Origin of the sequence: Hydrogenophaga sedimenti (genome assembly GCF_051857515.1) — a bacterium.
In the GTDB taxonomy this organism is placed as follows: Bacteria; Pseudomonadota; Gammaproteobacteria; order Burkholderiales; family Burkholderiaceae_C; genus Hydrogenophaga.
Window position 1 is genome coordinate 203,024 of the sequence record NZ_JBPZHA010000001.1, and the last position, 23,788, is coordinate 226,811.

The 23,788-nt window shown below is 68.3% G+C and carries 20 protein-coding genes and 1 pseudogene; 15 read left to right on the forward strand and 6 right to left on the reverse strand.

Annotation, left to right across the window (positions count from 1 at the left end; genetic code table 11):
- Nucleotides 1-75 precede the first annotated feature (75 nt).
- From ACS5NL_RS01010 to ACS5NL_RS01055, 10 genes are all read left to right on the forward strand, one after another.
- Nucleotides 76-1,632 (forward strand): methyl-accepting chemotaxis protein, encoded by a 1,557-nt coding sequence (locus ACS5NL_RS01010; RefSeq protein ID WP_439351702.1) that lies wholly within the window; start codon nt 76-78, stop codon nt 1,630-1,632.
- A 42-nt stretch (nt 1,633-1,674) separates the two neighbouring features.
- Nucleotides 1,675-3,417 (forward strand): methyl-accepting chemotaxis protein, encoded by a 1,743-nt coding sequence (locus ACS5NL_RS01015; RefSeq protein ID WP_439351703.1) that lies wholly within the window; start codon nt 1,675-1,677, stop codon nt 3,415-3,417.
- Between the two features lie 26 nt (nt 3,418-3,443).
- Complete coding sequence (locus ACS5NL_RS01020; protein ID WP_439351704.1) at nt 3,444-3,980, forward strand: chemotaxis protein CheW; 537 nt, start codon at nt 3,444-3,446, stop codon at nt 3,978-3,980.
- A gap of 180 nt (nt 3,981-4,160) precedes the next feature.
- Nucleotides 4,161-4,697 (forward strand): chemotaxis protein CheW, encoded by a 537-nt coding sequence (locus ACS5NL_RS01025; RefSeq protein ID WP_439351705.1) that lies wholly within the window; start codon nt 4,161-4,163, stop codon nt 4,695-4,697.
- Nucleotides 4,698-4,761: 64 nt separating this feature from the next.
- Nucleotides 4,762-5,220: a cache domain-containing protein gene (locus ACS5NL_RS01030; protein WP_439351706.1), complete on the forward strand. Its 459-nt coding sequence runs from the start codon at nt 4,762-4,764 to the stop codon at nt 5,218-5,220.
- Nucleotides 5,221-5,270: 50 nt separating this feature from the next.
- Nucleotides 5,271-7,016, forward strand: coding sequence for a methyl-accepting chemotaxis protein (locus tag ACS5NL_RS01035; RefSeq protein ID WP_439351707.1), 1,746 nt, complete (start codon nt 5,271-5,273; stop codon nt 7,014-7,016).
- A 22-nt stretch (nt 7,017-7,038) separates the two neighbouring features.
- Nucleotides 7,039-8,466, forward strand: coding sequence for a methyl-accepting chemotaxis protein (locus tag ACS5NL_RS01040; RefSeq protein ID WP_439351708.1), 1,428 nt, complete (start codon nt 7,039-7,041; stop codon nt 8,464-8,466).
- A gap of 61 nt (nt 8,467-8,527) precedes the next feature.
- Complete coding sequence (locus ACS5NL_RS01045) at nt 8,528-10,075, forward strand: methyl-accepting chemotaxis protein (protein WP_439351709.1); 1,548 nt, start codon at nt 8,528-8,530, stop codon at nt 10,073-10,075.
- A 90-nt stretch (nt 10,076-10,165) separates the two neighbouring features.
- Nucleotides 10,166-11,668 (forward strand): M20/M25/M40 family metallo-hydrolase, encoded by a 1,503-nt coding sequence (locus tag ACS5NL_RS01050; RefSeq protein ID WP_439351710.1) that lies wholly within the window; start codon nt 10,166-10,168, stop codon nt 11,666-11,668.
- Between the two features lie 4 nt (nt 11,669-11,672).
- Nucleotides 11,673-12,524: an alpha/beta hydrolase gene (locus tag ACS5NL_RS01055; RefSeq protein WP_439351711.1), complete on the forward strand. Its 852-nt coding sequence runs from the start codon at nt 11,673-11,675 to the stop codon at nt 12,522-12,524.
- 15 nt (nt 12,525-12,539) lie between these two features.
- Here ACS5NL_RS01055 and ACS5NL_RS01060 read toward each other — a convergent pair whose 3' ends face one another.
- Nucleotides 12,540-13,058, reverse strand: coding sequence for a YidB family protein (locus tag ACS5NL_RS01060; protein ID WP_439351712.1), 519 nt, complete (start codon nt 13,056-13,058; stop codon nt 12,540-12,542).
- Nucleotides 13,059-13,106: 48 nt separating this feature from the next.
- Nucleotides 13,107-14,282: an MFS transporter gene (locus tag ACS5NL_RS01065; protein WP_439351713.1), complete on the reverse strand. Its 1,176-nt coding sequence runs from the start codon at nt 14,280-14,282 to the stop codon at nt 13,107-13,109.
- Between the two features lie 145 nt (nt 14,283-14,427).
- Here ACS5NL_RS01065 and ACS5NL_RS01070 point away from each other — a divergent pair, with 145 nt between their 5' ends.
- Nucleotides 14,428-14,943: a DUF4410 domain-containing protein gene (locus tag ACS5NL_RS01070; protein ID WP_439351714.1), complete on the forward strand. Its 516-nt coding sequence runs from the start codon at nt 14,428-14,430 to the stop codon at nt 14,941-14,943.
- A gap of 20 nt (nt 14,944-14,963) precedes the next feature.
- Nucleotides 14,964-15,878 (forward strand): extracellular catalytic domain type 1 short-chain-length polyhydroxyalkanoate depolymerase, encoded by a 915-nt coding sequence (locus tag ACS5NL_RS01075; RefSeq protein ID WP_439351715.1) that lies wholly within the window; start codon nt 14,964-14,966, stop codon nt 15,876-15,878.
- A 9-nt stretch (nt 15,879-15,887) separates the two neighbouring features.
- Here ACS5NL_RS01075 and ACS5NL_RS01080 read toward each other — a convergent pair whose 3' ends face one another.
- Nucleotides 15,888-16,610, reverse strand: a complete 723-nt coding sequence (locus ACS5NL_RS01080; RefSeq protein WP_439351716.1) for a 16S rRNA (uracil(1498)-N(3))-methyltransferase — start codon at nt 16,608-16,610, stop codon at nt 15,888-15,890.
- Between the two features lie 14 nt (nt 16,611-16,624).
- Nucleotides 16,625-17,716 carry an aminoglycoside phosphotransferase family protein gene (locus tag ACS5NL_RS01085; RefSeq protein ID WP_439351717.1) on the reverse strand — a complete coding sequence of 364 codons (1,092 nt, stop codon included), beginning with the start codon at nt 17,714-17,716 and terminating at the stop codon, nt 16,625-16,627.
- Between the two features lie 189 nt (nt 17,717-17,905).
- Here ACS5NL_RS01085 and ACS5NL_RS01090 point away from each other — a divergent pair, with 189 nt between their 5' ends.
- From ACS5NL_RS01090 to rsmA, 3 genes are read left to right on the forward strand one after another with little or no spacing between them, the layout of a single operon-like run.
- Complete coding sequence (locus ACS5NL_RS01090) at nt 17,906-20,353, forward strand: LPS-assembly protein LptD (RefSeq protein WP_439351718.1); 2,448 nt, start codon at nt 17,906-17,908, stop codon at nt 20,351-20,353.
- Entirely contained in the window at nt 20,346-21,722 is a 1,377-nt protein-coding gene (locus ACS5NL_RS01095) for a peptidylprolyl isomerase (RefSeq protein ID WP_439351719.1), read from the forward strand. Before ACS5NL_RS01090 ends, ACS5NL_RS01095 begins: the two co-directional genes overlap by 8 nt.
- Nucleotides 21,723-21,744: 22 nt before the next feature.
- Nucleotides 21,745-22,509, forward strand: a complete 765-nt coding sequence (gene rsmA, locus ACS5NL_RS01100; protein WP_439351720.1) for a 16S rRNA (adenine(1518)-N(6)/adenine(1519)-N(6))-dimethyltransferase RsmA — start codon at nt 21,745-21,747, stop codon at nt 22,507-22,509.
- A gap of 299 nt (nt 22,510-22,808) precedes the next feature.
- On the opposite strand, the pseudogene ACS5NL_RS01105 reads toward rsmA, so the two are convergent.
- A pseudogene (locus tag ACS5NL_RS01105) lies at nt 22,809-23,204 on the reverse strand (barstar family protein); the annotation flags it as partial.
- A gap of 59 nt (nt 23,205-23,263) precedes the next feature.
- The gene (locus ACS5NL_RS01110; RefSeq protein ID WP_439351721.1) at nt 23,264-23,698 is read right to left on the reverse strand and encodes a guanyl-specific ribonuclease; all 435 of its coding nucleotides are present in this window, start codon (nt 23,696-23,698) and stop codon (nt 23,264-23,266) included.
- Nucleotides 23,699-23,788: the final 90 nt, after the last annotated feature.

The window sequence follows — 23,788 nt, forward strand, 5'->3', positions numbered from 1 at the left end:
AAAGGCCCGCTCCGTTTCCTGTCGGTGGGCCCTGACCGCACGCGTGCGTGCCACTCAAAGATCCATAGGAAACCCATGGTCAAGAACTTCAGCTTTGGTATTTCGGCCCGGCTTCTGGCGCTGAACATCGGCGTGTCGATCGCCCTCGCGGCGGCAGCGGCGTTTGCCTTTGTCAACCTGCGCACGGTCACCGACCTGGCCAAACGGACCGAGTCGGTGCGCGTGCCGCAGCTCGAAGCGATGGCCGATGTCGAACTCGCGATCACCCGCGTGTCGCTGCAGCTGCGCCACGCCATCCTGGCGCGCACGCCCGAAGAGCGGGACGCGGCGCTGGCCGACATCCAGGTCAAGCGCGCCCACATCGTCGACACCTCTTCCCGCTACGAGAAGCTGCTGTTCTCGGAAAAGGGCAAGGCCCAGTACGCCGCCATTCCGCCGGTGCTGGCGAAGTTCTGGACGGTGGGTGAGGCCAATGTGCAGCTGATCAAGGCTGGCAAAAAGGATGAGGCGTTCGCCTTCCTCGTGGACCACACGATTCCGGCCCGCAACGACCTGCTCAAGCTGCTGGACGAAGGGGTGAAATACCAGGAAGGTGCCCTGACCGGCGAGATCCAGGAGATCGAAGGCCGGACCACCACCACCTCGACCGCGCTGATGGTGATCGTGGGCAGCATCGTGTTGACCATGATGGGCTTTTCGGTCTGGGTCGGGCGCTCGCTGCGCCGCCGTGTCTCGGTGTCCCAGGCGGTGGCCGAGCGGGTGCGCGACGGTGACCTGACCGGATCGCGCACCGACGTCGGCAGCGACGAGTTCTCGCCGCTGCTGATCGCGCTCAACGACATGCAGTCCGCCCTCTCCCGCGTGGTGGCCGATGTGCGCCAGGGGGCCAACAGCGTGTCCACCGCCAGCGCCGAAATCGCGCAGGGCAACGCCGACCTGTCGGGCCGCACCGAGCAGCAGGCCTCGGCGCTGGAGCAGACCTCCTCGTCCATGGAGCAGCTCGGGTCGACCGCGCGCCAGAACGCGGACAACGCGCGCACCGCCAGCCAGCTGGCCGCCAGCGCCAGCGGTGTGGCGGTCCAGGGCGGCGAGGTGGTCGGCCAGGTGGTGCAGACCATGAAGGACATCAACGAAAGCAGCCGCAAGATCAACGACATCATCGGCGTGATCGACGGCATCGCGTTCCAGACCAACATCCTGGCGCTCAACGCCGCGGTCGAGGCCGCGCGCGCCGGTGAGCAGGGCCGGGGCTTTGCGGTGGTGGCCGGCGAGGTGCGCAGCCTGGCGCAGCGCAGCGCCGAAGCGGCCAAGGAAATCAAGGGCCTGATCAACGCCAGCGTCGAGCGGGTCGAACAAGGCACGGCGCTGGTCGACCAGGCTGGCTCGACCATGCAGGAGATCGTGCAATCGATCCAGCGCGTGACCGACATCGTGGGCGAGATCAGCAGCGCCAGCAACGAGCAGAACGCCGGGGTCGGCCTGGTGAGCGACGCGGTGACGCAGATGGACCAGTCCACCCAGCAGAACGCGGCGCTGGTCGAGCAGAGCGCGGCGGCTGCCGCCAGCCTGCAGCAGCAGGCGCAGCACCTGGTGCAGGCGGTCAGCGTGTTCAAGCTGGGCACCCACCACTGAGCCTTTGCGGCCACCCCATCCCCCACGAGCAGAGAGAGACCCATGAACCACTTCCAACTGCGCATCGGCGGGCGACTGGCCGCTGCCTTCGGCCTGGTGCTGACGCTCACCCTGGCGTTTGGCCTGCTGGGCATCAACCGCATGTCCGCGCTGAACGACGCGGCGGGCGAGATCGACGACAACTGGCTTCCCAGCGTGCGCTCGGCCGGCGTGATCAACACCTTGCTTTCCGACTACCGCGTCTACGAGTTCGACCACGTCATGTCCAAGGCCGACCAGGACAAGGACGAGGCCGACAAGGACCTCAAGAGAACCGGCGACGCGCTGAACGCCGAAATCAAGACCTATGAAAAACTGATCTCTTCGCCCGAGGAGCGCAAGCAGTTCGAGCGCTTCCAGACGGCCTTGGCGGCCTTTCTGGTCGAACACGAACAGGTGCTGAAGCTCTCGCGCAACAACAGCACCGACCAGGCCTTTGCGGTGATGGACGGCACTTCGCGCAAGGCGCTGGACGAGGCCTCGGACGCCCTCGACGCCATCATCAAGCTCAACAACGATGGGGCTTCGGTCGCCAGCAAGCACGGTGACGAGGTCTACGCACTGACGCGCCTGCTCATCGGCGGCTTCCTGGCCGTGGTGCTGGCGCTGGGCGTGGTGCTGGCCTGGCTGATCACCCGCTCGATCACCCGGCCGCTGGCCCAGGCGGTGGACCTGGTCAAGCACATCGCCGACGGCGACCTGACGCAGACCATCACCGTCACGCGCCGGGACGAAACGGGGGACCTGCTGGGGGCGATGCAGGTCATGCAGCAGTCGCTGCTGCGCGTGGTGACCGATGTGCGCCAGGGCGCCGAAGGCGTGGCCACGGCCAGCGCCCAGATTGCCCAGGGCAACCAGGACCTGTCCAGCCGCACCGAGCAGCAGGCCTCGGCGCTGGAAGAGACCTCGGCTTCGATGGAAGAGATGGGTTCGACCGCGCAGCAGAACGCCGACAACGCCCGCACGGCCAGTCAGCTGGCCCAGAGCGCCAGCAGCGTGGCGGTGCAGGGTGGCAACGTGGTCAACCAGGTGGTGCAAACCATGAAGGACATCAACGACAGCAGCCGCAAGATCAGCGACATCATCGGCACCATCGACGGCATCGCGTTCCAGACCAACATCCTGGCGCTGAACGCCGCGGTGGAAGCAGCCCGTGCCGGCGAGCAGGGCCGCGGCTTCGCGGTGGTGGCCGGCGAGGTGCGCAACCTGGCGCAGCGCAGCGCCGAGGCGGCCAAGGAAATCAAGGGCCTGATCAACGCCAGCGTGGAGCGGGTCGAGCAGGGCTCCGCCCTGGTCGATCAGGCCGGCAGCACGATGCAGGAAGTGGTGCAGTCGATCCAGCGCGTGACCGACATCGTGGGCGAGATCAGCAGCGCCAGCGTGGAGCAGAACGCGGGCGTGGGTCAGGTCAGCGAAGCCGTGAGCAACATGGACCAGGCGACGCAGCAGAACGCGGCGCTGGTCGAAGAGAGCGCCTCGGCCGCCGCCAGCCTCAGCCAGCAGGCCGAGCAGCTGGTGCGCGCCGTCTCGGCGTTCCGCCTCAGCCACCACGCCACCACGGCCACCGCCCCGGTGGCCCACCGGCCCGCCGCCGCCCGGCCAGGCCTGCCCGCTCCCGTGGTCCGGGCGGCCGTGGCGCCCGCTCCGCTCAAGCCGGTGAAACCGGCCGCCGCCGCCCCGTTGCCCGCCCCCAAACCGGTGCCGGTCACCGGTGCCGGCGGCAACGACGAGTGGGAAAGCTTCTGAAACCCTTATTCACCCAGGACAGCACCATGGACATGCAACACAACAAGGCCGGTTTCGGCCGTCCGGACCAGGCCCGCTCGTCGGGCGCTCTTGCGGCGGCCAGCGCCAGCGAATTCCTCACCTTCCGCCTGGGCGCGGAGGAGTACGGCATCGACATTCTGCGGGTGCAGGAGATCCGCTCCTACGAGGAGCCCACGCGCATTGCGAACGCCCCGCACTTCATCAAGGGCGTGGTGAACCTGCGCGGGGTGATCGTGCCGGTGGTGGACCTGCGCATCAAGCTGGGCTGCGAGAAGGTGGAATACAACGGTTTCACGGTGGTGATCGTGCTGAACGTGCACGGCCGGGTGGTGGGCGCGGTGGTGGACTCGGTCTCGGACGTGATGGAGCTGGCCAGTGACCTGATCAAGCCGGCGCCGGAGATGAACACCACGATGGACACGGGCTTCATCACGGGCATCGCCAGCGTGGGCGAACGCATGCTGATCCTGATGGACATCGAGGCGCTGATGAGCAGTGCCGACATGGGCCTGATCGACCCCGGCTCACAGAGCCTGCAGTGATGCGCAGCCGTCCCCGGACGGCAACCACGCACAGAGCCGCCTTCGGGCGGCTTTTTTGTGCGCTGATCGCGCCGTACCGCGGCTTCTGCGGCGGGTTTCAGCCTCTTTTTCCTGCTTCAGGTTGAGACGGTTCGGCCGATAGTCCATACACCCCCCTCTGGCTTTTTAGGAAGAGACAACATGGACATGCAACACGGCAGCGGAGGCCTCGGCCGCCCGGACCAGAACCGCTCGTCGGGCGCTCTTGCGGCGGCCAGCGCCAGCGAATTCCTCACCTTCCGCCTGGGCGCGGAGGAATACGGCATCGACATCCTGCGGGTGCAGGAGATCCGCTCGTACGAAGAGCCCACGCGCATTGCCAACGCGCCCTCGTTCATCAAGGGCGTGGTGAACCTGCGCGGGGTGATCGTGCCGGTGGTGGACCTGCGCATCAAGCTGGGCTGCGAGAAGGTGGAATACAACGGTTTCACGGTGGTGATCGTGCTGAACGTGCACGGTCGCGTGGTGGGTGCGGTGGTGGACTCGGTCTCGGACGTGATGGAGCTGGCCAGCGACCTGATCAAGCCGGCGCCGGAGATGAACACCACGATGGACGTGAGCTTCATCACGGGCATCGCCAGCGTGGGCGAACGCATGCTGATCCTGATGGACATCGAGGCGCTGATGAGCAGCGCCGACATGGGCCTGATCGATCCCGGCTCGCAGAGCCTGCAGTGACCCGGTGCCGAGCACCTGTCTCCCCCCTTCCCCCATTTCAACCCCCACCCCCCGGAGCACTCCCATGAACCTGACCCGCCCACTGATCTCTGTCTGCGCCGCCGCCGCCCTGCTGGGCGCTTCGTTCCACGCCCTGGCCGACGCCAAGCCCGACGACGCGACCGCGATGGTCAAGAAAGGGGTGGCCTTCATCAAGGCCAACGGCAAGGACAAGGGCTACGCCGAAATCAGCAGCAAGACCAGCCAGTTCAAGAAGGAAGACCTGTACCTCGTGGTCTACGGCCTGGACGGCACGGTGTTCGCCCACGGCGCCAACGAAAAGATGATCGGCAAGAACCTGATCGACCTCAAGGACATCGACGGCAAGCCCTTCGTCAAGGAGCGCGTCGAGATGGCCAAGACCAAGGCCAGCTTCTGGCAGGACTACAAGTTCACCAACCCCGAAAGCAAGAAGGTCGAGCCCAAGTCGATGTATTGCGAGAAGCTGGACGAGACCGTCGTCTGCGGCGGCATCTACAAGTAATCCGCGCCGCCCCCTGCCCGTCCTGTTCACTTTTCTCGTTGGGATTCCCCATGAAACTGGGTCACAAGCTCCTTCTCGCGCCGGTGATCACCGCGCTGGCCGTCCTGGCCGTCGGTCAGGTGGATTCCTTCCTGCTCAGCCGGGCCAGCCAGTCGGGCAGCGAGGCCTTCCGGGAACACATGGAAGAAGTGGGGACGCTGACCACGCTGCAGGGGGGCGTCAACGGCGTGCACGTCGACGTCTACCGCATGATGACCATCATCGGTTCGCTCGATGAAGCGGCCATCGAGGGCCGGCGCAAGGACCTGCAGGCCCGCATCGCCACCCTGAAAGGCACGCTGGACAAACAGATCGCCCAGGAGCCCGAAGGCACGGACATCCGCAAGGCCCTGGTGGATTCGCGCGCCCAGCTCGACCAGTACGTCAAGAGCGCGGACTCTGCCGTCGATCTGGCGTCGGTCGATCCCAACACCGGGGTCGCCGCCATGCAGGGCGCGGATGACACCTACCGGCGCCTGACCGACACCCTGAACAAGACGGGCGCTGCCCTGATGTCGCACGCCTCGGCGGACGCCACCGCGCAGGGCGCGGCCGCGCAGCGCAACCACTGGCTGTTCAGCTTGCTGTCCGTGCTGGCGGCGGCGGTGGTGGTCACGCTGTCCTGGCTGGCGCTGCGCAAGGTGGCGGGGGCGCTGGAACAGGCCTCGAAGGTGGCGCGCAGCGTGGCCGCCGGCGACCTCACCCAGCGGGTCGACACCGACCGCGACGACGAGCTGGGCGAACTGCTCAAGGCGCTCGCCGCGATGAAGGACTCGCTGCTCAGGACCGTGGCCCAGGTGCGCAGCGCCAGCGACAACATCGGCACCGCCAGCGCCCAGATCGCCTCGGGCAACCAGGACTTGTCCGCCCGCACCGAACAGACCGCCAGCAGCCTGCAGCAGACGGCCGCCAGCATGGAAGAACTGACCAGCACCGTGCGCCAGAGCGCCGACGCCGCGCGCCAGGCCAACCAGCTCGCCGCCAGCGCTTCGGAGATTGCGGTGCGCGGTGGCCAGGTGGTGAACCAGGTGGTCCACACCATGGAAGAGATCAACCACTCGTCCAAGAAGATCAGCGACATCATCGGCACCATCGACGGCATCGCGTTCCAGACCAACATCCTGGCGCTCAACGCCGCGGTGGAAGCTGCGCGGGCGGGTGAACAGGGCCGCGGCTTCGCGGTGGTGGCTGCCGAGGTGCGCAACCTGGCACAACGCAGCGCCGAGGCCGCGCGCGAGATCAAGGGCCTGATCGGCAGCAGCGTCGACAAGGTCGAGGAAGGCAGCCGCCTGGTGGGCGACGCCGGCCAGACCATGGGAGAGATCGTCGCCAGCGTGCAGCGCGTGACCGACATCATCGGCGAGATCACGGCCGCCTCGGGCGAACAGAGCGACGGCATCGGTCAGGTCAATGTGGCGGTCACGCAGCTGGACCAGATGACGCAGCAGAACGCCGCGCTGGTCGAAGAGAGCGCGGCCGCGGCCGAGAGCCTGAAAGACCAGGCCACGCGCCTGTCGCAGGTGGTCCAGGTGTTCCGCATCGACGGCACGGCCCCGGTCGCCCTGTCGAAGTCCGCTCCGTCGCCGGTGCGCGCCGCGCCCGCCAGGGCCGCCAGCGCGCCGCTGCCCGCGCCACGCCCGCCGGCCCCCAGACCCGTCGCCGCCGAACCCCGGCCGCTGCCGGTCGCGTCGGCGCACATCCCCAAGCCCCAGACCGTGGCCAGCGGCAGCGCCGAAGGCGACTGGGAAAGTTTCTGAACGCCTTCCGCCGGAGTACCGCATGAACACCCTGAATTCCCGCCAGCCGTCCGCCGGCGCCACTTCGCCCGCCCTGCTGGGCGACCAGGTGATGCTGGTCGCCATCCTGCTGAGTGCCGTCGCCGCCGTGGCGGTCGGCTTTGTCTATTACGAACCGGTGCTGGCCATGGCCGGAGCGGCCGTGGCGGCCGCGCTCGGCGTGGGCGTGTACCTGAGCCTGCGCGGCACGCTGGCCTCGCGCCTGGTGCTGGCGCTGACCCAGGTCGCCATGGTGGCCTTGCATATCCAGCTGGCGCACGGTGAGCTGGAATTCCACTTCGGCGTCTTCGTGACCCTCGCGTTGCTGCTGGTCTATCTCGACTGGCGCCCGATCGTGTTCGCGGCCGCCCTGTTCGCGGTGCACCACGTGCTGTTCGACCGCCTGCAGGCCGCCGGTTTCGGCTTCTACTGCGCGACCGAGGCCAATTTCGCCCGCATCGTGCTGCACGCCACCTATGTGGTGATCCAGACCGGGCTGGAGGTGGTGCTGGCCATCCAGCTGGGCCGCACGGCCCGCGAAGGGGTCGAGCTCTCGCGCCTGGTCGCCGCGGTGGACCAGCCCGACGGCATCGCGCTGGACACCAGCGCCCTGACGGTGAAGACACCGCGCGCCCTGGCGCTGCAATCGACCCTGCAGCGCATGCAGGTGGTGGTCGCTTCGGTGCAGGGTTCCGCGGTGCAGGTCGAGGCCGCCAGCCGCGAGATCGCCGCCGGCAACCACGACCTGTCCGGCCGCACCGAGCAGGCCGCCAGCAGCCTGCAGGAAACCGCGGCCAGCATGGAAGAGATCAACAGCACGATTCGCCAGAGCGCCGACGCGGCGCGCCAGGCCAGCCAGATGGCGCAGGCCAACGCCGAGGTCGCGGCGCGCGGCGGCGCCGTGGTGGGCCAGGTGGTGGCGACGATGCAGGAGATCCACCACAGCAGCCAGAAGATCAACGACATCATCGGGACCATCGACGGCATCGCGTTCCAGACCAACATCCTGGCGCTCAACGCCGCGGTGGAGGCCGCGCGGGCGGGCGAACAGGGCCGTGGTTTCGCGGTGGTCGCGGCCGAGGTGCGCAACCTGGCGCAACGCAGCGCCGAGGCCGCGCGCGAGATCAAGGGCCTGATCGGCAGCAGCGTCGACAAGGTCGAGGCGGGCACGCGCCTGGTCGGCGAAGCCGGCAGCACGATCGGCGAAGTGGTGGCCAATGCCCAGCGCGTGGCCGACATCATTGCCGAGATCACGGCGGCCACCAGCGAACAGTCCGGTGGCGTCGGCCAGGTGCACACCGCGATCAACCAGCTGGACCAGATGACGCAGCAGAACGCCGCGCTGGTCGAAGAAAGCAGTGCCGCCGCGCAGTCGCTGCAGGACCAGGCCCTGCGGCTTTCCCAGGCGGTGCAGGTCTTCCGGGCTTCCTGACCGTTTCGTTCCAGAGCAATCCAACACTATTTCGGGCTTCATCATGTGGATCGGTTCCTTGATGCGTCGGTTTTCCATCCGGGTTCGGATGATCAGTGCCATCGCCGTTGTGCTCAGTCTGCTGTTCATGGTCGGCGGCGCCGGCTTCTGGGGCATGAAGCAGCTGGAGAGACTCAACCACCAGCTCTCCGACCACGCGTTCCAGGAGACCGTGACGCTCTCGAAGCTGCGGCAGGCCATGGCCGACCTCAGCCGCTACGAGAAGGACATGGTGATCCAGTACGAGTCGCCCGAGCAGCTCTCGCTGGCCAGCATGTACTGGGAAAAGACCCGCACCGAGATCTCGCGCCTGTCGACCGAGTTGCAGCAGGGCGAAGAAGACGAGGACAACCCCGTGCTGCGGGGCATGGAAAGCAAGCTCAAGGAATATTCGGCGGCGGTCGAGCCGGTGGTGGGCAACATCAAGAAGGGCAGCTACGACAGCGCCACGGTGGCCAACCGCATGCTGGAACGCGCCCATGAACGCTACGGCGCCATGCTGGCCGACCTCAAGAAGGTCGAGGCCATCATCGCGAGCGAAGCCGCCTCGGTGATGACCGAGGAGATCGAGACCAGCCGGCAGACCATGCTGTGGTTCGGCCTGGCGGTCGCCCTGTCGGTGCTGGTGGTGGTGCCGACCACGCTGGCGAACATGCAGAGCATCTGCCGCCCGCTCGACCAGGCCCAGCAGGTCGCCATGGCGATCGCCCAGGGCGACCTGACCCGCGACATTCCGGTCCAGGGCCAGGACGAGCTCACCCGCCTGATGCAGGCGCTGGGCGGCATGCAGGGCGCGCTCGCGCGCATCGTCAGCGAAGTGCGCCAATCCACCGACCGCATCGGCCTGTCCAGCTCGGAGATCGCCTCGGGCAACCAGGACCTGTCGCTGCGCACCGAGCAGACGGCGGGCAACCTGCAGCAGACCGCCAGCAGCATCGAACAGATCAACAGCACGGTGCAGCAGAGCGCCGAGTCGGCCCGCCAGGCCAGCGCGATGGCGCAGGCCAACGCCGAGGTCGCCGCGCGCGGCGGCCAGGTGGTCAACGAGGTGGTGGCCACGATGGAAGAGATCAACCACCGCAGCCAGAAGATCAGCGACATCATCGGCGTGATCGACGGCATCGCGTTCCAGACCAACATCCTGGCGCTGAACGCCGCGGTGGAAGCGGCCCGCGCCGGCGAACAGGGCCGCGGCTTCGCGGTGGTGGCCGGCGAGGTGCGCAGCCTGGCGCAGCGCAGCGCCGAGGCGGCCAAGGAAATCAAGGGCCTGATCGGTGCCAGCGTCGAGAAGGTCGAGGCCGGCACGCGCCAGGTGGCCGAGGCCGGCTCCACCATTGGCGAGATCGTGGCGAACGCCCAGAAGATCTCGGCCCTGATCAACGACATCACCTCGGCCGCCAACGAACAGAGCCAGGGCATTGGCCAGGTCAATGGCGCCGTCGGACAACTCGACCAGATGACACAGCAGAACGCGGCCCTGGTGGAAGAAAGTGCGGCGGCGGCCCAGAGCCTGAAGGACCAGGCCGAAAAACTGGCCGGCGTGGTCGCGACATTCCGCCTGTCGGCCTGAGGTTTTTGCGGCGGCAGCAGGCCGCCGTGATCCGCAGCGGTCTGCCTATACTGGCTGCCTTTCGCGCCCTTTCGCGCGTCGAGGACCGCCATGAACGCCCGTCTTCCCGCCTCTGCCCTGCCCCTGGAGCCACAGGCTCTCCAGACCCACGTCGACACCGCTTGGCGCGAGCGCATCGTGCCCGAGCTGGTGCGCTACATCGAAGTGCCGGCCAAGTCGCCGATGTTCGACCCCGACTGGGCCGCGCACGGCCTGCTGGACCGCGTGCTGACCTCGGCCGCCGACTGGGTGCGCGCCCAGCAGGTGCCCGGGCTGCAGCTGGAGATCCTGCGCCTGAACGACGCGCAGGGCCGTCCGCGCACCCCGGTGATGTTCTTCGAGCTGCCCGCGAGCGAAGGCAAGGACGGCACGCCCGCGCCTGCGTCGGGCCAGACCGTGCTGATGTACGGCCACATGGACAAGCAGCCCGAGTTCAGCGGCTGGCGCAGCGACCTCGGCCCCTGGACCCCCAAGATCGACGACGGCAAGCTCTACGGCCGTGGTGGCGCCGACGACGGTTACGCGGTCTACGCCAGCATCGCCGCCATCCAGGCGCTCAAGGCCCAGGGCGTGGCGCATCCGCGCATCGTCGGCCTGATCGAAACCTCGGAAGAAAGCGGCTCGGCCGACCTGCTGCCCTATGTGGACGCGCTGCGCGCGCGGCTGGGTGATGTGGGTCTGGTGATCTGCCTGGACAGCGGCGCCGGCAACTACGACCAGCTCTGGCTGACCACCAGCCTGCGCGGCATGGCCAGCGGCGTGCTCAAGGTCGAGATCCTCACCGAAGGCATCCACTCGGGTGACGCGTCCGGCCTGGTGCCGTCGAGCTTCCGCATCATGCGGCAGGTGCTCGACCGGCTGGAAGACAGCGGCACCGGCCGCCTGCTGCCCGCCAGCTTCCATTGCGAAGTGCCCCCCGAGCGGCTGGCGCAGGCGCAGGCCACGGCCGGCATCCTCGGCGACGAGCTGTACAAGCGCTTTCCCTGGGCGCACCACGACTGCGGCGGCTCGACCGTGTTCGCCCTGCCGACCACCACCGACCCGGTCGAGGCCCTGCTGGCGCGCACCTGGCGCCCGACGCTGAGCGTGACCGGTGCCGAGGGCTTTCCGGACATCGCCAACGCCGGCAACGTGCTGCGGCCGTACACCGCGTTCAAGCTCAGCCTGCGCCTGCCGCCGCTGGTCGAGGCCGCGCCGGCGGTGCAGCGGCTCAAGGCGCTGCTGGAAGACAACGCGCCCTACCAGGCCAAGGTCACCTTCGAAGGCCTGAGCTCGGCCACCGGCTGGAACGCGCCGGCCACCACGCCCTGGTTCGAGTCGGCGCTGCAAGACGCCTCGCAGGCCCACTACGGCGCGGCCTGCGCCACCATCGGCCAGGGCGGCACCATCCCGCTGATGAACATGCTCAGCCTGGGTTTCCCGACCGCGCAGATGATGGTCTGCGGCGTGCTCGGCCCGCGCAGCAACGCGCATGGCCCCAACGAGTTCCTGCACCTGGACTACGCGCGCCGTCTGACGGCCTCGGTGGCCCAGGTGATCGCCCGCATGCCCTGAGCCGATGTCCGATTCCACGCAAGCCCCCTTCACCCTGCGCGACGGACTGAATGTCGCGATCTACGACTGGCCGCTGCCGATGCGCCAGCGGCCGCGCGCCGCGGTGCTGATCGTGCACGGGCTGGGCGAACACGCCTGGCGCTACGACACCGTGGCGGAGCGGCTCAACGAGTGGGGATTCTTCGTGCGGGCCTACGACCAGCGCGGCCACGGCGAGTCGGGCGGCCAGCGGGGCGTGCTGCCCGACGACGACGCCCTGCTGGACGACCTGGAGGAAATGGTCGACGACACGCGCCGCCACGTCTGCCAGGCCTGGGCCTGTCCGCTGATCCTGCTGGGGCACAGCATGGGCGGTCTGGTGGCCGCGACCTTCGTGCAGCGCCATGTGGCGCCGGTCGATGCGCTGGTGCTGTCGTCACCGGCGCTGGACGCCGGCATGACGGCGTTCCAGAAGCGGCTGACGCGGCTGCTCTACCGCTGGGCACCCGACCTGACCGTGTCCAACGGGCTGGATGCCAGCGGCATCTCGCACGACCCGGCGCAGGTCGAGGCCTACCGCAGCGACAAGCTGGTGCACGACCGCATCTCGGCGCGGCTGGCGCAGTTCATCGACGGCAACGGCCCCCGCGTGGTGGCCGCCGCGCCGACCTGGGCGGTGCCCACGCTGCTGATGTACGCGGGCGCCGACCGGCTGGTGAAGCCCGAAGGCAGCCGCGCCTTTGCCGCGGTGGCGCCGTCGGCCCTGGTGCGCAGCCGCTGCTTCGACGGCCTGTTCCACGAGATCTTCAACGAGTCGGACCCGTCGCCGGTCTACGCCGAACTGCGCGCCTGGCTCAACGATCAGGCACCGGCCTGACCGTCGTCCACCGGCTCAGCGCTTGCCCAGCAGGCCGCCGAGCATGCCGACCAGGTCACCGGCGTCCAGACCCGGCTGGCCGCCGCCCTGACCACCGCCACCGAGCAAGGCGCCGAGCGCACCCATGCCGTTGTCGGCGGGCAGCTGGCCCTGCGGCGTGAGCTGGTCGATCAGGCCGGGCAGCAGGTCGGCCATGGTGCCGGCGGCCTGCTGGTGGTTGCCGCCGAGCTGGCCGGCGATCATGCCCATCAGGTCCGGGCCGAGCGCGCTGCCCAGGGCATCGGCCGACACCGGGTGGTTGGCGCCGGTGCCGACCCACGACGCGGCGGCGTCACCCAGACCGCCCTGCTGCAGCTTGGCCAGGATGCCCGAGAGGCCACCGCTTTGGTTCATCAGCATGCCGACGATGCCCATCAGGACCTGCGGGTCGATGCCGCCCAACCCGCCCTGCCCGCCCTGGGCCTGTGCCTGGTTCGACTGACCCCCGAACGCCGCGTTGGCGGCCGCGCCCACCAGTGAATCCAACAGTCCCATGTGTGTACTCCTTGAAATGCAGAACATCCGGCGCCGACCGGCACCGGTTCAGCCGGGATTGTGGGTGCGCCGACGCACCGCGGCAAGCCACAGCAAGGCCACGCCGGTGAGGGCGACAGGCACCAGCGAGCCCAGGTTCAGCATGGCCCAGCCCTGGGTCGTCACGAGGGCGCCGGAGGCAAACGAGGTGACCGCCATGGTGGCGAACACGCAGAAATTGATGGCGGCCTGCGCCCGGTCTTTTTCCTCAGGTCTGTAGGCCTGCAGCGACAGAGTGGTGCTGCCGGTGAACAGGAAATTCCAGCCGACCCCCAGCAGGAACAGCGCGATCAGGAACTGGTGCAGGTCCACGCCGGTCAGCGCGATCGCGATGCAGGCGGCGTTCAGCAGCACACCCACGCCCATGATGGGCAGCACGCCGAAGCGCTTGATCAGGTGGCCGGTGAAGAAGCCGGGCGCGAACATGCCGATCACGTGCCACTCCAGCACCAGGGCCGCGTCGTCGAAGCCGAAGCCGCAGACCTGCATCGCCAGCGGCGTCGCCGCCATCAGCAGGTTCATCACGCCATAGCCCAGCGCGGCGCCGGCGGTGGCGACGATGAAGGCCGGCTGTTGCATGATCTGCGCCAGTGGCCGGCCGGTGTCGGCGCTGGCCTTCTTCGGCGGCAGGGGCGGGAACTGCATGAAGGCGATCACCGCCAGCGACAGCAGCGCCAGCACGGCGAGCGCGAGGTAGGCGCCCGCGAACGGCACTTCGGTCAGGTTGCGCGTGCGCGCCGCCAGGTTGGGCCCCAGCACCGCACCCACCAGGCCACCGGCCAGCACCAGCGACACCGCCTTTTCACGGTAGTCCGGCGCGGCCAGTTCGGCGGCGGCGAAGCGGTAGAGCTGGCCGTTGGCGCTGTAGTAGCCGGCGATCACGGTGGCACCCACCAGCAGCCAGAAGTTCTTGTCGAAGGCCGCCCAGGCGCACAGCAGGGCGGAGCCCAGCGCGACCAGCAGGCCGATCTGGAACGAACCCTTGCGGCCGAAGGCGCTTTGCGTGCGGGCGACCAGCGGCGTCGACAGCGCGCCGCCCACCACATAGCCCATCACCGGCAGCGTGGCCATCCAGCCCAGCGGTGCCAGCGACAGGCCGACCAGGCCGTTGATCGCGATCAGGACCACGTTGTTGGTCAGGAAGAGGCCTTGCGCGGCGGCCAGCAGCCAGAGGTTCTTGTTCATGGGGTGCCGTTTATACAGAGGCCGGTATTTCGGAAAGCTGGCTGTACGATGTTGCCGCCCCGATCGGAGGGCTTTGTACAACCCAGGAGGAAATGTGATTGCAGCTTGTTCGCGCCGCACCGGCGCCCTGATTCTGTTGGCGTTCATGACGGCTGGCCCGTCGTTTTCCGCGATGGCCGCCGACGCCAAGAAGGAAGAGGCACCCCGCAAATACACCCAGGCCTTTGTGACCGAGATCGCCGTCAAGCTGCTGGACAGCGAGCCCGACGGCAAGCGCCTCGAGGACAAGAAGACCATGGAAATGAAGCTGCCGCTGTCGGTGCGCAAGAAGCTGCAGGACGAAGGCCTGACGGTGGCCGATGCAGATCCGGGCAAACAGGCGGGCGGTGTGCGGTTGAAGATCGCGATGGACTACGACCCGGGCAACCGGGCGCTGCGCTGGGTGGGCGGCATGTTCGGCGCGGGCAAGGGCACGGTATCAGTGAGGGTCGATGCGGTGGACGCCGAGACCGGCCAGGCGGTGGCGACCGAGGAGTACAGCGACTCCAAGCGCATGGGCGGTGCAGGTGGTGACTTCTATGGCTTCGCTGCGGACGCGGTGGACGAGGCGCTGGAAAACCTCGCCGAAAAATTGGCGGCCATTCCGAAGCCAGCCAACTGAGGCGGACCAGGGAGACACCGATGCCGACGCGCTGGCGGAGCTTCTGCTGCCTGATGTTCGCCGCGTGGCTGGCCTGGCCGGCATGGGCGCAGCCCCTCGCGCCTGGCAGCCACGAGCTGTCGCTCGAGCACGCCGGTCGGCCGCGTGGCTTCATCGTGCATGTGCCGGCCTCATACCGGGCTGGCACGCCGGTGCCGCTGGTGCTCGCACTGCACGGCGGTGGCGGCAGCATGCACACCATGTCGCGCGACGCGCTCTACGGCCTGGTGGCGCAGTCCGAGCAGAGCGGCTGGGTGGTGGTGTTTCCCAATGGCGACAGCCGCTGGCCCGGCGGGAGGCTGGCGACCTGGAACGCGGGACTGTGCTGCGGCCTGGCGCGCGATCGAGGCAGCGACGATGTGGGCTTCCTGCGTGCGGTGGTGGCCGAGGTGCAGCGGCGGGTGGACATCGATTCGCGGCGCGTGTTCGCGACCGGCATGTCCAACGGCGGCATGATGAGTTACCGCCTGGCCTGCGAGGCCCCCGACGTGTTCCGCGCGATCGCGGCGGTCGCGGGCACCGATGGTGCCGAACCCTGCCAGCCGGGCCGGCCGGTGCCGGTGTTCCACATCCACGCCCGAGACGACGACCGGGTGCTGTTTCTTGGTGGCGCCGGCAGCGCCTCCGACACGCATGCCGATTTCGTGTCGGTGGACGCGACGCTCGACAAATGGGCGCGGCTCGATCGCTGCACGGGGCCGGCGCGGACCGTGCTTGATCGCCCGGGAGTGCATTGCGAGCTGCGCACCACGTGTCAGGACGGCGTGGAGGTCCGGGTCTGCGTCACCGACACCGGCGGGCACTCCTGGCCGGGTGGACGCAAGGCCCTTGGTGGCAAGGGTTCGTCGGCGCTGGACGCGACGGCCGAGATCTGGGCGTTTTTCGCCCGCCAGTGAGCGCCGGGGTCAGGACAGCGCCTGCACCAGCGCCGCCAGCGCCGCGGTTTCCGCCCGCAGCACGCGCGCGCCCAGCGTCACCGGCAGGAAACCCGCCGCCCGGGCCGTGGCGTCTTCCTGCGGCGACAGGCCGCCCTCGGGTCCGCTGAGGAACAGCACCGCCGTGTCGGCCGCGGTGTCGCGCAGCACCTCGGCCAGCGGGCGCGAACCTTCGGCGAGCGAGAGCACGCAGCGCAGCGGGGCCACGCCGCCGCTGTCGCGCAGCCAGGCGCCCAGGTCGGCCACCGGCTGCACCGCCGGCACGCGGTTGCCGCCGCACTGTTCGCAGGCGGCCACCGCCACCGATTGCCAGTGGTCGCGCTTCTTCTGCGCACGTTCGCCGTTCAGCCGCAGCACGCTGTGGGCGGTGTGCAGTGGCTGCAGGCTGGCCACGCCGAGTTCGGCCGCCTTCTCCACCAGCCAGTCCATGCGCTCGTTGGCCGGCATGCCCATGGCCAGGTGCACGGCGCGGACGGGCTCGCGTTCGACCGCTTCGAACTGGTCCACGCGCACCGCCACGTCGCTGCGGCCCATGCGCAGCACGGTGGCCTGCCACTGCCCGCCCTCGCCGTTGAACAGCGTGATCGCATCTCCCGGCTGGTGCCGCAGCACCTGCACGTGGCGGGCGGCGGCGGCCGGCAGGTCCAGCTCGGCGCCAGCGCTCAGGGGGACGGGGCAGTGAAAACGGGGCATGGGAGACGGTGCCTTCAGACGCGACCGAAGGCGTAGCCCGAGGCGGCCTCGAGGCCTTCGACCTTGTCGATGAGCTGCAGCAGCGGGCCCAGTTCGCGGTAGCGGTGGGCCGTGCTGCGGATGTAGTGGATGAAGCGCGGCGTGTCGGCCAGGTACCTGGGCTTGCCGTCGCGCAGCGTCAGCCGGGCGAAGATGCCGGCGACCTTGAGGTGGCGCTGCAGGCCCATCCACTCGACCGCGCGGTAGAAGGCGCCGAAGTCGCTGTGCCAGTCCTCGAAGTCCATCAGCCCGGCCTTGCGCGCCTTTTCCCAGTAGCGGATCGTGATGTCGATGACGAAGTCTTCTTCCCAGGTCAGGAAGGCGTCGCGCATCAGGCTGGCGATGTCGTAGGTGATCGGGCCGTGCACCGCGTCCTGGAAATCGAGCACACCCAGCTGCTGCGCCGGGGTCGACCCGGGCTGCGCCGGGATCATCAGGTTGCGCGGCATGAAGTCGCGGTGCACGTGCACCGTGGGCGCTGCCAGGCAGCGCTTGACGATGCTGTCAAAGGCCTTGCCCAGGGTTTCGGCGTCCTTGCCTTCCAGCGTGGTCTGGCGGTGTTGCGCGAGGTACCAGTCGGGGAAGAGTTGCAGCTCGCGGCGCAGCAGCGGTTCGTCGTAGGGCGGCAGTTCCCCCGGCTTGGACGCCAGCTGCCAGGCCAGCAGCGTGTCCACCGCCTGCAGGTAGCGCGCGTGGTTGGCCTGCGGGTTCGTCGCGTCGATCTGCTCCATCATGGTCTGCGTGCCCAGGTCGGGCAGCAGCATGAAGCCCTGCGGTTCGTCCCAGGCCAGGATCTCGGGCACCAGCAGGCCGGCGGCTTGCATCAGTCCGGCCACATGCACGAAGGGCCGGCAGTTCTCCTTGTCGGGCGGCGCGTCCATGACGATGCGGCTGCCACCCTCCACGGTGTCCACCCGCAGGTAGCGGCGGAAGCTGGCATCGGCCGAGGCCGGCCGCAGGGTGCCGGGACGCAGGCCTTGTGCGGTCGACAGGCCCTGCAGCCAGGAATTGAACGCGGTTTCGCGCGCGGGGTCGGCCCAGGAGACGGAAGGGGTGGTGGATGTCATGGCGCGGGGGGTCGGGAGGCTCTCGTGCGCGCTGGCGGGCCGGGCAGGAGGCATAGGATAATGGCCGCAGATTCTACAAATCCACTGTCCACGGGCCGCTGTGCGCGGACAGTCCGTGACCCGCCGACGCTTCGACGGCTGGTCGAGTGCCAACAGCAAACAGAGACGGCCGCCTTGCACCACACCGCCTTGAACACCGCCCACGACGCCCCGCAAACACCCGCCCGCAGGCACCGGGCGGCGCGCTCTCTGCAATTGCAGCCCACCCCGATGACCCACGCGGTGCGGGCAGCGCTGGCGGTGATCGCCCTGGGGGCCGGTGCGGCACCCGTCTGGGCGCAGTCTGGCACCACCGCCGACACGGCCGGCATCCGGCTCAAATCCGGTGCGTCCCTGGAACAGCAGTTGCCGCCCAATGCCAACAAGGTGCTGCCGGTGTTCGTCCAGGGCAACAACGTGCAGGGCGAGCTCGATGGCGTGACCGTGATCGAAGGCGGCGCCGAACTGCGCCAGAACGGCACGGTGCTCAAGGCCGACCGCATCGAACACAACCGCGGCACCTCGGACACGAAGGCGTCCGGCAACGTGCTGCTCAACCGCCAGGGGGACCGCTTCACCGGCCCCGAGATGCAGCTCAACCTGGACTCGTCCAAGGGCTTTTTCGACAAGCCGCAATACGAGCTGCTCAACCAGGGCAAGGGCGATGCCAGCCGCATCAATTTCGTCGATCGCCAGCACTCGGTGGTCGAGGATGGCCGCTACTCGACCTGCCCCCGCGTCCCGGGACAGGACTGGATGCCCGCCTGGCTGGTGCGCGCCGCCTCGATCGACATCGACCGCGCCGAAGACGTCGGCACGGCGCACTGGGGTGTGCTGGAGTTCCAGGGGGTGCCGATCCTGACGGCGCCCTACCTGAGCTTCCCGCTCTCCGACAAGCGCAAGAGCGGGGCGCTGGCGCCCACCATCGGCCTGAGCACCCAGGACGGCTTCGAGCTGACCACGCCTTACTACTTCAATCTGGCGCCGAACTACGACGCGACCTTCATCCCGACGATCATGACCAAACGGGGTGTCGATCTGGGCGGGGAGTTCCGGTACATGCAGCCCACCCATTCGGGCGAGCTGAAGGTGGGCTACATGCCGTCCGACAAGTTGCGTGACCGCGACCGCTGGGCTTATGCGCTGGGCTACAACCAGAGCCTGATCCAGGGCTTCGCCGGCGGCAGCGATCTGGGCCTGTCGGTGGGGCTCAACCGGGTGGGCGACAGCAACTACTGGCGCGATTTCCCGCGCAGCGTCACGTCGCTGACCTCGCGGCTGCTGTCCAGTGGTGCGGGGCTGAGCTGGTCGCACAGCGGCTGGAACTTCAATGCCGGCGCCAACCGCTGGCAGACCCTGCAGGACGTCGACTCGGTGATCACGCCGCCCTACGACCAGTCCGGTTTCGGTGCCAGCTTCGCCCGCGAGAACATGACCTGGCTCGGCGTGCCGGGCTGGGACCTCGGGTTCGAAAGCAGCGTGACACGCTTCCAGCGTTCGGCGCTGGCCAGCGCCAAGCTGGACAAATCGGCCGGCAACCGGGCGCTGGTGGTGGCCGACCTGTCGCGCCGCTGGCAGACGCCGGGCTGGTACGTGCAGCCTCGGGCGCGCCTGAACCTGGCCCAGTACCGCACCGACTCGGCCATCGCCGGCGGACCCACGGTGACCGCCTCGCGCAGCATCCCGACGCTCAGCGTCGACAGTGGCCTGGTGTTCGAACGCGACACCTCCTGGTTCGGGCGCGACTATGTGCAGACCCTGGAACCCCGGGCGTTCGCGACCTGGACGCCCTACCGCGACCAGAGCGCCCTGCCCAACTACGACGCGGGTGCACCCGACTTCAGCCTGGCGAGCCTGTTCTCCGAAAACGCGTTCACCGGCTACGACCGCGTCAGCGACACGCGCGCGGTCACCCTGGGACTGAGCTCCCGCCTGATCAACCCCGCCACGGGTGCCGAGGTGGTGCGCGTCGGTGTGGCGCAGCGCGCCCTGCTGGCCGACCAGAAGGTGACCCTGCCCGGCGGCACGGCGGTGACCGATCGCATGGGCGACATGCTGCTGTCGGCGCGGGTGCAGTGGGACCCGCTCTGGTCGATCGACAGCAATGTCCAGTACAACGTCAAGAGCAAGGAATCGTCGCGCACCACCATCGGCGGACGCTACACCCCGGGCCCGTACAAGGTGCTGAGCGCCGCCTACCGGATCCAGAAGGGCGTGAGCGAACAGCTGGACCTGGGCTGGCAGTGGCCGCTGGCGGCGGTGTTCGGATCGACGCCGGCCTACCAGCGCGGACAGGCCCTGGGCCCCGGTCGCTGGTACAGCGTCGGCCGCCTGAACTACAACCTGCCGGACCGCAAGGTCATCGACCTGATTGCTGGCTTCGAATACGACGCCGGCTGCTGGATCGGCCGCATCGTGGCCGAACAGCTGGCGGTCAACACCTCCAACGCCAACAAGCGCATCCTGTTCCAGCTCGAACTCAATGGTTTCGGGCGGCTGGGTGCCAGCTCGCTGCGCAGCCTCCAGAGCCATGTGCCCAAGTACCAGTACCTGCGTGAAGAAGTCGTCAAGCCCAACCGGTTCCAGCAATATGACTGACCGTCGCCTCCCTCTGCGGCGCACCCTGCCGGTCGGGCTGGCGGTGTCCCTGCTGATGGCGGGGGCCGGTGTGCCCGTGCAGGCACAGTCGCTCAAGCCGGCGGCCGGGTTGCAGCGCGCCGCAGCGCCGGCCGCCACCCGCACCGTCGACTACATCGTGGCCCTGGTCAACTCGGAGCCGGTCACGAATTTCGATGTGCGCCAGCGCCTGCTGCGCCTGGAGCAGCAGGCCTCGGCCCAGGGCAAGGCGCTGCCGGCGCGCGACGAACTCGTCAAGCAGGTGCTGGAGCAGCTCATCGTCGAGCGGGCGCTGATCCAGCAGGCCACGGAACAGGGCATCAAGGTCGACGAAGCCACGGTGGGGCAGGCCGAACAGAACATTGCCGCGCAGAACCAGCTCTCTGTCGAGGAGTTCCGCCGCCGCGTGGTTTCCGAAGGTCTCGACCCCAACAAGCTGCGCAACGACCTGCGCAACCAGGTGCTGCTGCAGCGCCTGCGCGACCGCGAGATCAATGCGCGGGTCAGCGTCAGCGAGGCGGAAATTGATGCCTACATCCGCGAACGGCAGAACGCCAGCGTGGGCGCGCTCGAACTCAACCTGGGCCACGTGCTGATCCAGGTGCCCGAGAACGCCAGTGCCGATCAGGTGCGCGAACTGCAGGCCAAGGCCGAGGGCGTCGCGCAACGGCTGCGCGCGGGCGCCGATCTGGCCGCACAGGCGCGCGAGTTTTCGCAAGGCGCCGAAGCCGCCGGCGGTGGTCTGATGGGCATGCGCCCGGTCGCGCGCTTGCCCGAGCTGTTTGTGCAGGCCACGCAATCCCTGCCGGTCGGCGGTGTGGCCGGTCCGGTGCGCAGCGCCGCCGGATTCCATGTGCTCAAGGTGGTGGAGAAGCAGCAGGCACCGGTGCCCGAGCTGAGCGTCACGCAAAGCCGCGCCCGCCACATCCTGCTGCGTCCCGGCGTGCGCCTGAGCCAGGACGAAGCGATCGCCCGCCTGACGGGCTATCGCCAGCAGATCGCGAGTGGCCAGGCCACCTTCGAGGCGCTGGCCGCGCAGTTCAGCAACGATGGCTCGGCCCGCCAGGGCGGTGATCTGGGCTGGGTGTCACCCGGACAGTTCGTGCCGGAGTTCGAGCAGGTGATGAACGCCCTGCGTCCTGGCGAGATGTCGCAACCGGTCGTGTCGCGTTTCGGTGTCCACCTGATCCGGCTGGAAGAACGGCGCCAGGCCGTGCTCAGCGAGCGCGAGCAGCGCGAGATCGCGCGCGATCTGGTGCGCGAGCAGAAGGCCGACGACGCCGTGAGTGCGTGGACCGACGAAGTGCGCGGGCGCGCGTTCGTCGAGTACCGCGAGGCGCCGCAGCCTTGAGCGGGCAACCGCGGTCCGGCGCATGAAGCACGTCGCGCGCAAGCGCTTTGGCCAGCACTTCCTGAGCGATGCGTCCATCATCGACGCGATCGTGGACGCGATCGCGCCGCTACCGGGGCAACCCATGGTCGAGATCGGTCCTGGCCTGGCGGCGCTCACGCAGCCCTTGGTGGAGCGCGTGGGGCGGTTGTGCGTGATCGAGCTCGACCGGGACCTGGCGGCCCGGCTGCGTGGGCACGGACAGCTCGATGTGGTCGAGTCCGATGTGTTGCGGGTGGACTTTTCCGATCTGGCGACCCGCTGGCCGGGCCAGAAGATCCGGGTGGTCGGCAACCTGCCTTACAACATCTCCAGTCCCATCCTGTTCCACCTGCTGGACCACGTGGCGGTGGTGCAGGACCAGCACTTCATGCTGCAGAAGGAAGTGATCGACCGCATGGTGGCCTCTCCCGCGACCGCCGACTACGGCCGGCTGTCGGTGATGCTGCAGTGGCGCTATGCGATGGAGAACGTGCTGTTCGTGCCGCCCGAGAGCTTCGATCCGCCGCCGCGGGTCGACAGCGCGGTGGTGCGCATGGTGCCGCTGGCGCAGCCTCCGGCCATCGACTTCAAGACCTATGGCGATCTGGTGCAGACGGCCTTCAGCCAGCGCCGCAAGATCCTGCGCAATACCCTGGGCAAGTGGCTGGAAGCGCGGGGGTTTTCCGGCGAGTTCGATCTGCAGCGCCGTGCCGAAGAAGTGCCGGTGGCCGAGTACGTGGCCTTGGCACAATCCGTCCAGTCATAGCCTCGTGCGCGCACGCAGGCATGAAAAAAGCCGCTGCGATGCAGCGGCTTTTTCTTGTCCAGAACACCGCGGAACTGGCTTTGCCAGGCCACAGGTGTTGCCCCCTGGTGGGGGGGTGACGCGCCCTCAGGCGCGGCGCGGGGGGCGTCCTGTTACGCCGCAGCCAGCCAGTAGCCCGCGTTGAACGGGCTGCTCATGCGCAGCGCCATCGGGCTCACGTCCAGGATCTTGTCGGTCGGCATCGGCTCTTCGTTCTCGACCTCGATCGGCTCTTCGCCCTTGGGGGCGCGGGCGACGGAGAACGAATAGAAGCAGCGGAACGGAATCTTGCGGTCGCTCCAGTAGTCGGCGGTGTCGCGGAAGATGTCCAGCAGCTGCTCGCGCGCTTCCTTGTCGAACTTGGCGTGCGCCGGGATGTGTTCGAGCACGACGATGAAGCCGGTCTGCGGGCCCGACTTGTGCACGAGGTCGGTCATGCAGTCGTAGAGCGCGTCGAAGTTCTTGCCGAAATGCGGCGGCAGCGTGTACTGCGCAGCGATCAGTTCGAGCACGTCCTGCTTGCTCTGGGCCTTGGCCAGATTGGCGTACAGGAAGTGGTGACCCAGCTGCTCGGCGGCGGCCTGCAGGTCTTTCACGCCGAAGGCGCGGATCGACTGAACGATGTTGGTGCGAACGTTACGAAGTGGCGTATCCATCTCCGCGTCTCTTTCTAAGGTCAAAGTTGAAAACCCAAATTCATCGACATCACCGCGGGTCACTGCACGATCAGCCGGAAGCTGGTGTAGTGGTCCTCGGTGTAATAACACGCGTCCGGTGAGCGGGGCCGCTGGCCACCACACACGATCCGCTTGCCCCCCCGGTGACTCAACCCCGGCGTGGGCACCGTGTATTCCCGGTAATAACCCCGTCTCTGGTTCGGGAGCTGTCGCTCGTAATTGCCGAACACCGTGCCGTCTTTCCCGAACCGGAACGGACCGCCTTGGCGAATCTGCTCCATGACTTCCTGGCCTTGCGGTGGCAGGCCGGTGAGGGCCACGGACGCGACCGCAGAACCGGGCAGGGACGAGGGTGAAGGGGTTCGGGCTTGCACCAATATGGTGCTAAGAGAAGCCGCCAGGACCGCCACGGCGGCCAGTCCGGAGACCAACCCGACGCGACGGGTTGTTGCCCGGATCGGTTGCAGACCCATCTGAATCCCTGTTTTCCTCAAGCCAACCATCCGCCAGAAAGCCGCCAAAACCACTTCAGCGGCACCATCAAACGGGTGGGTTTACCCTGA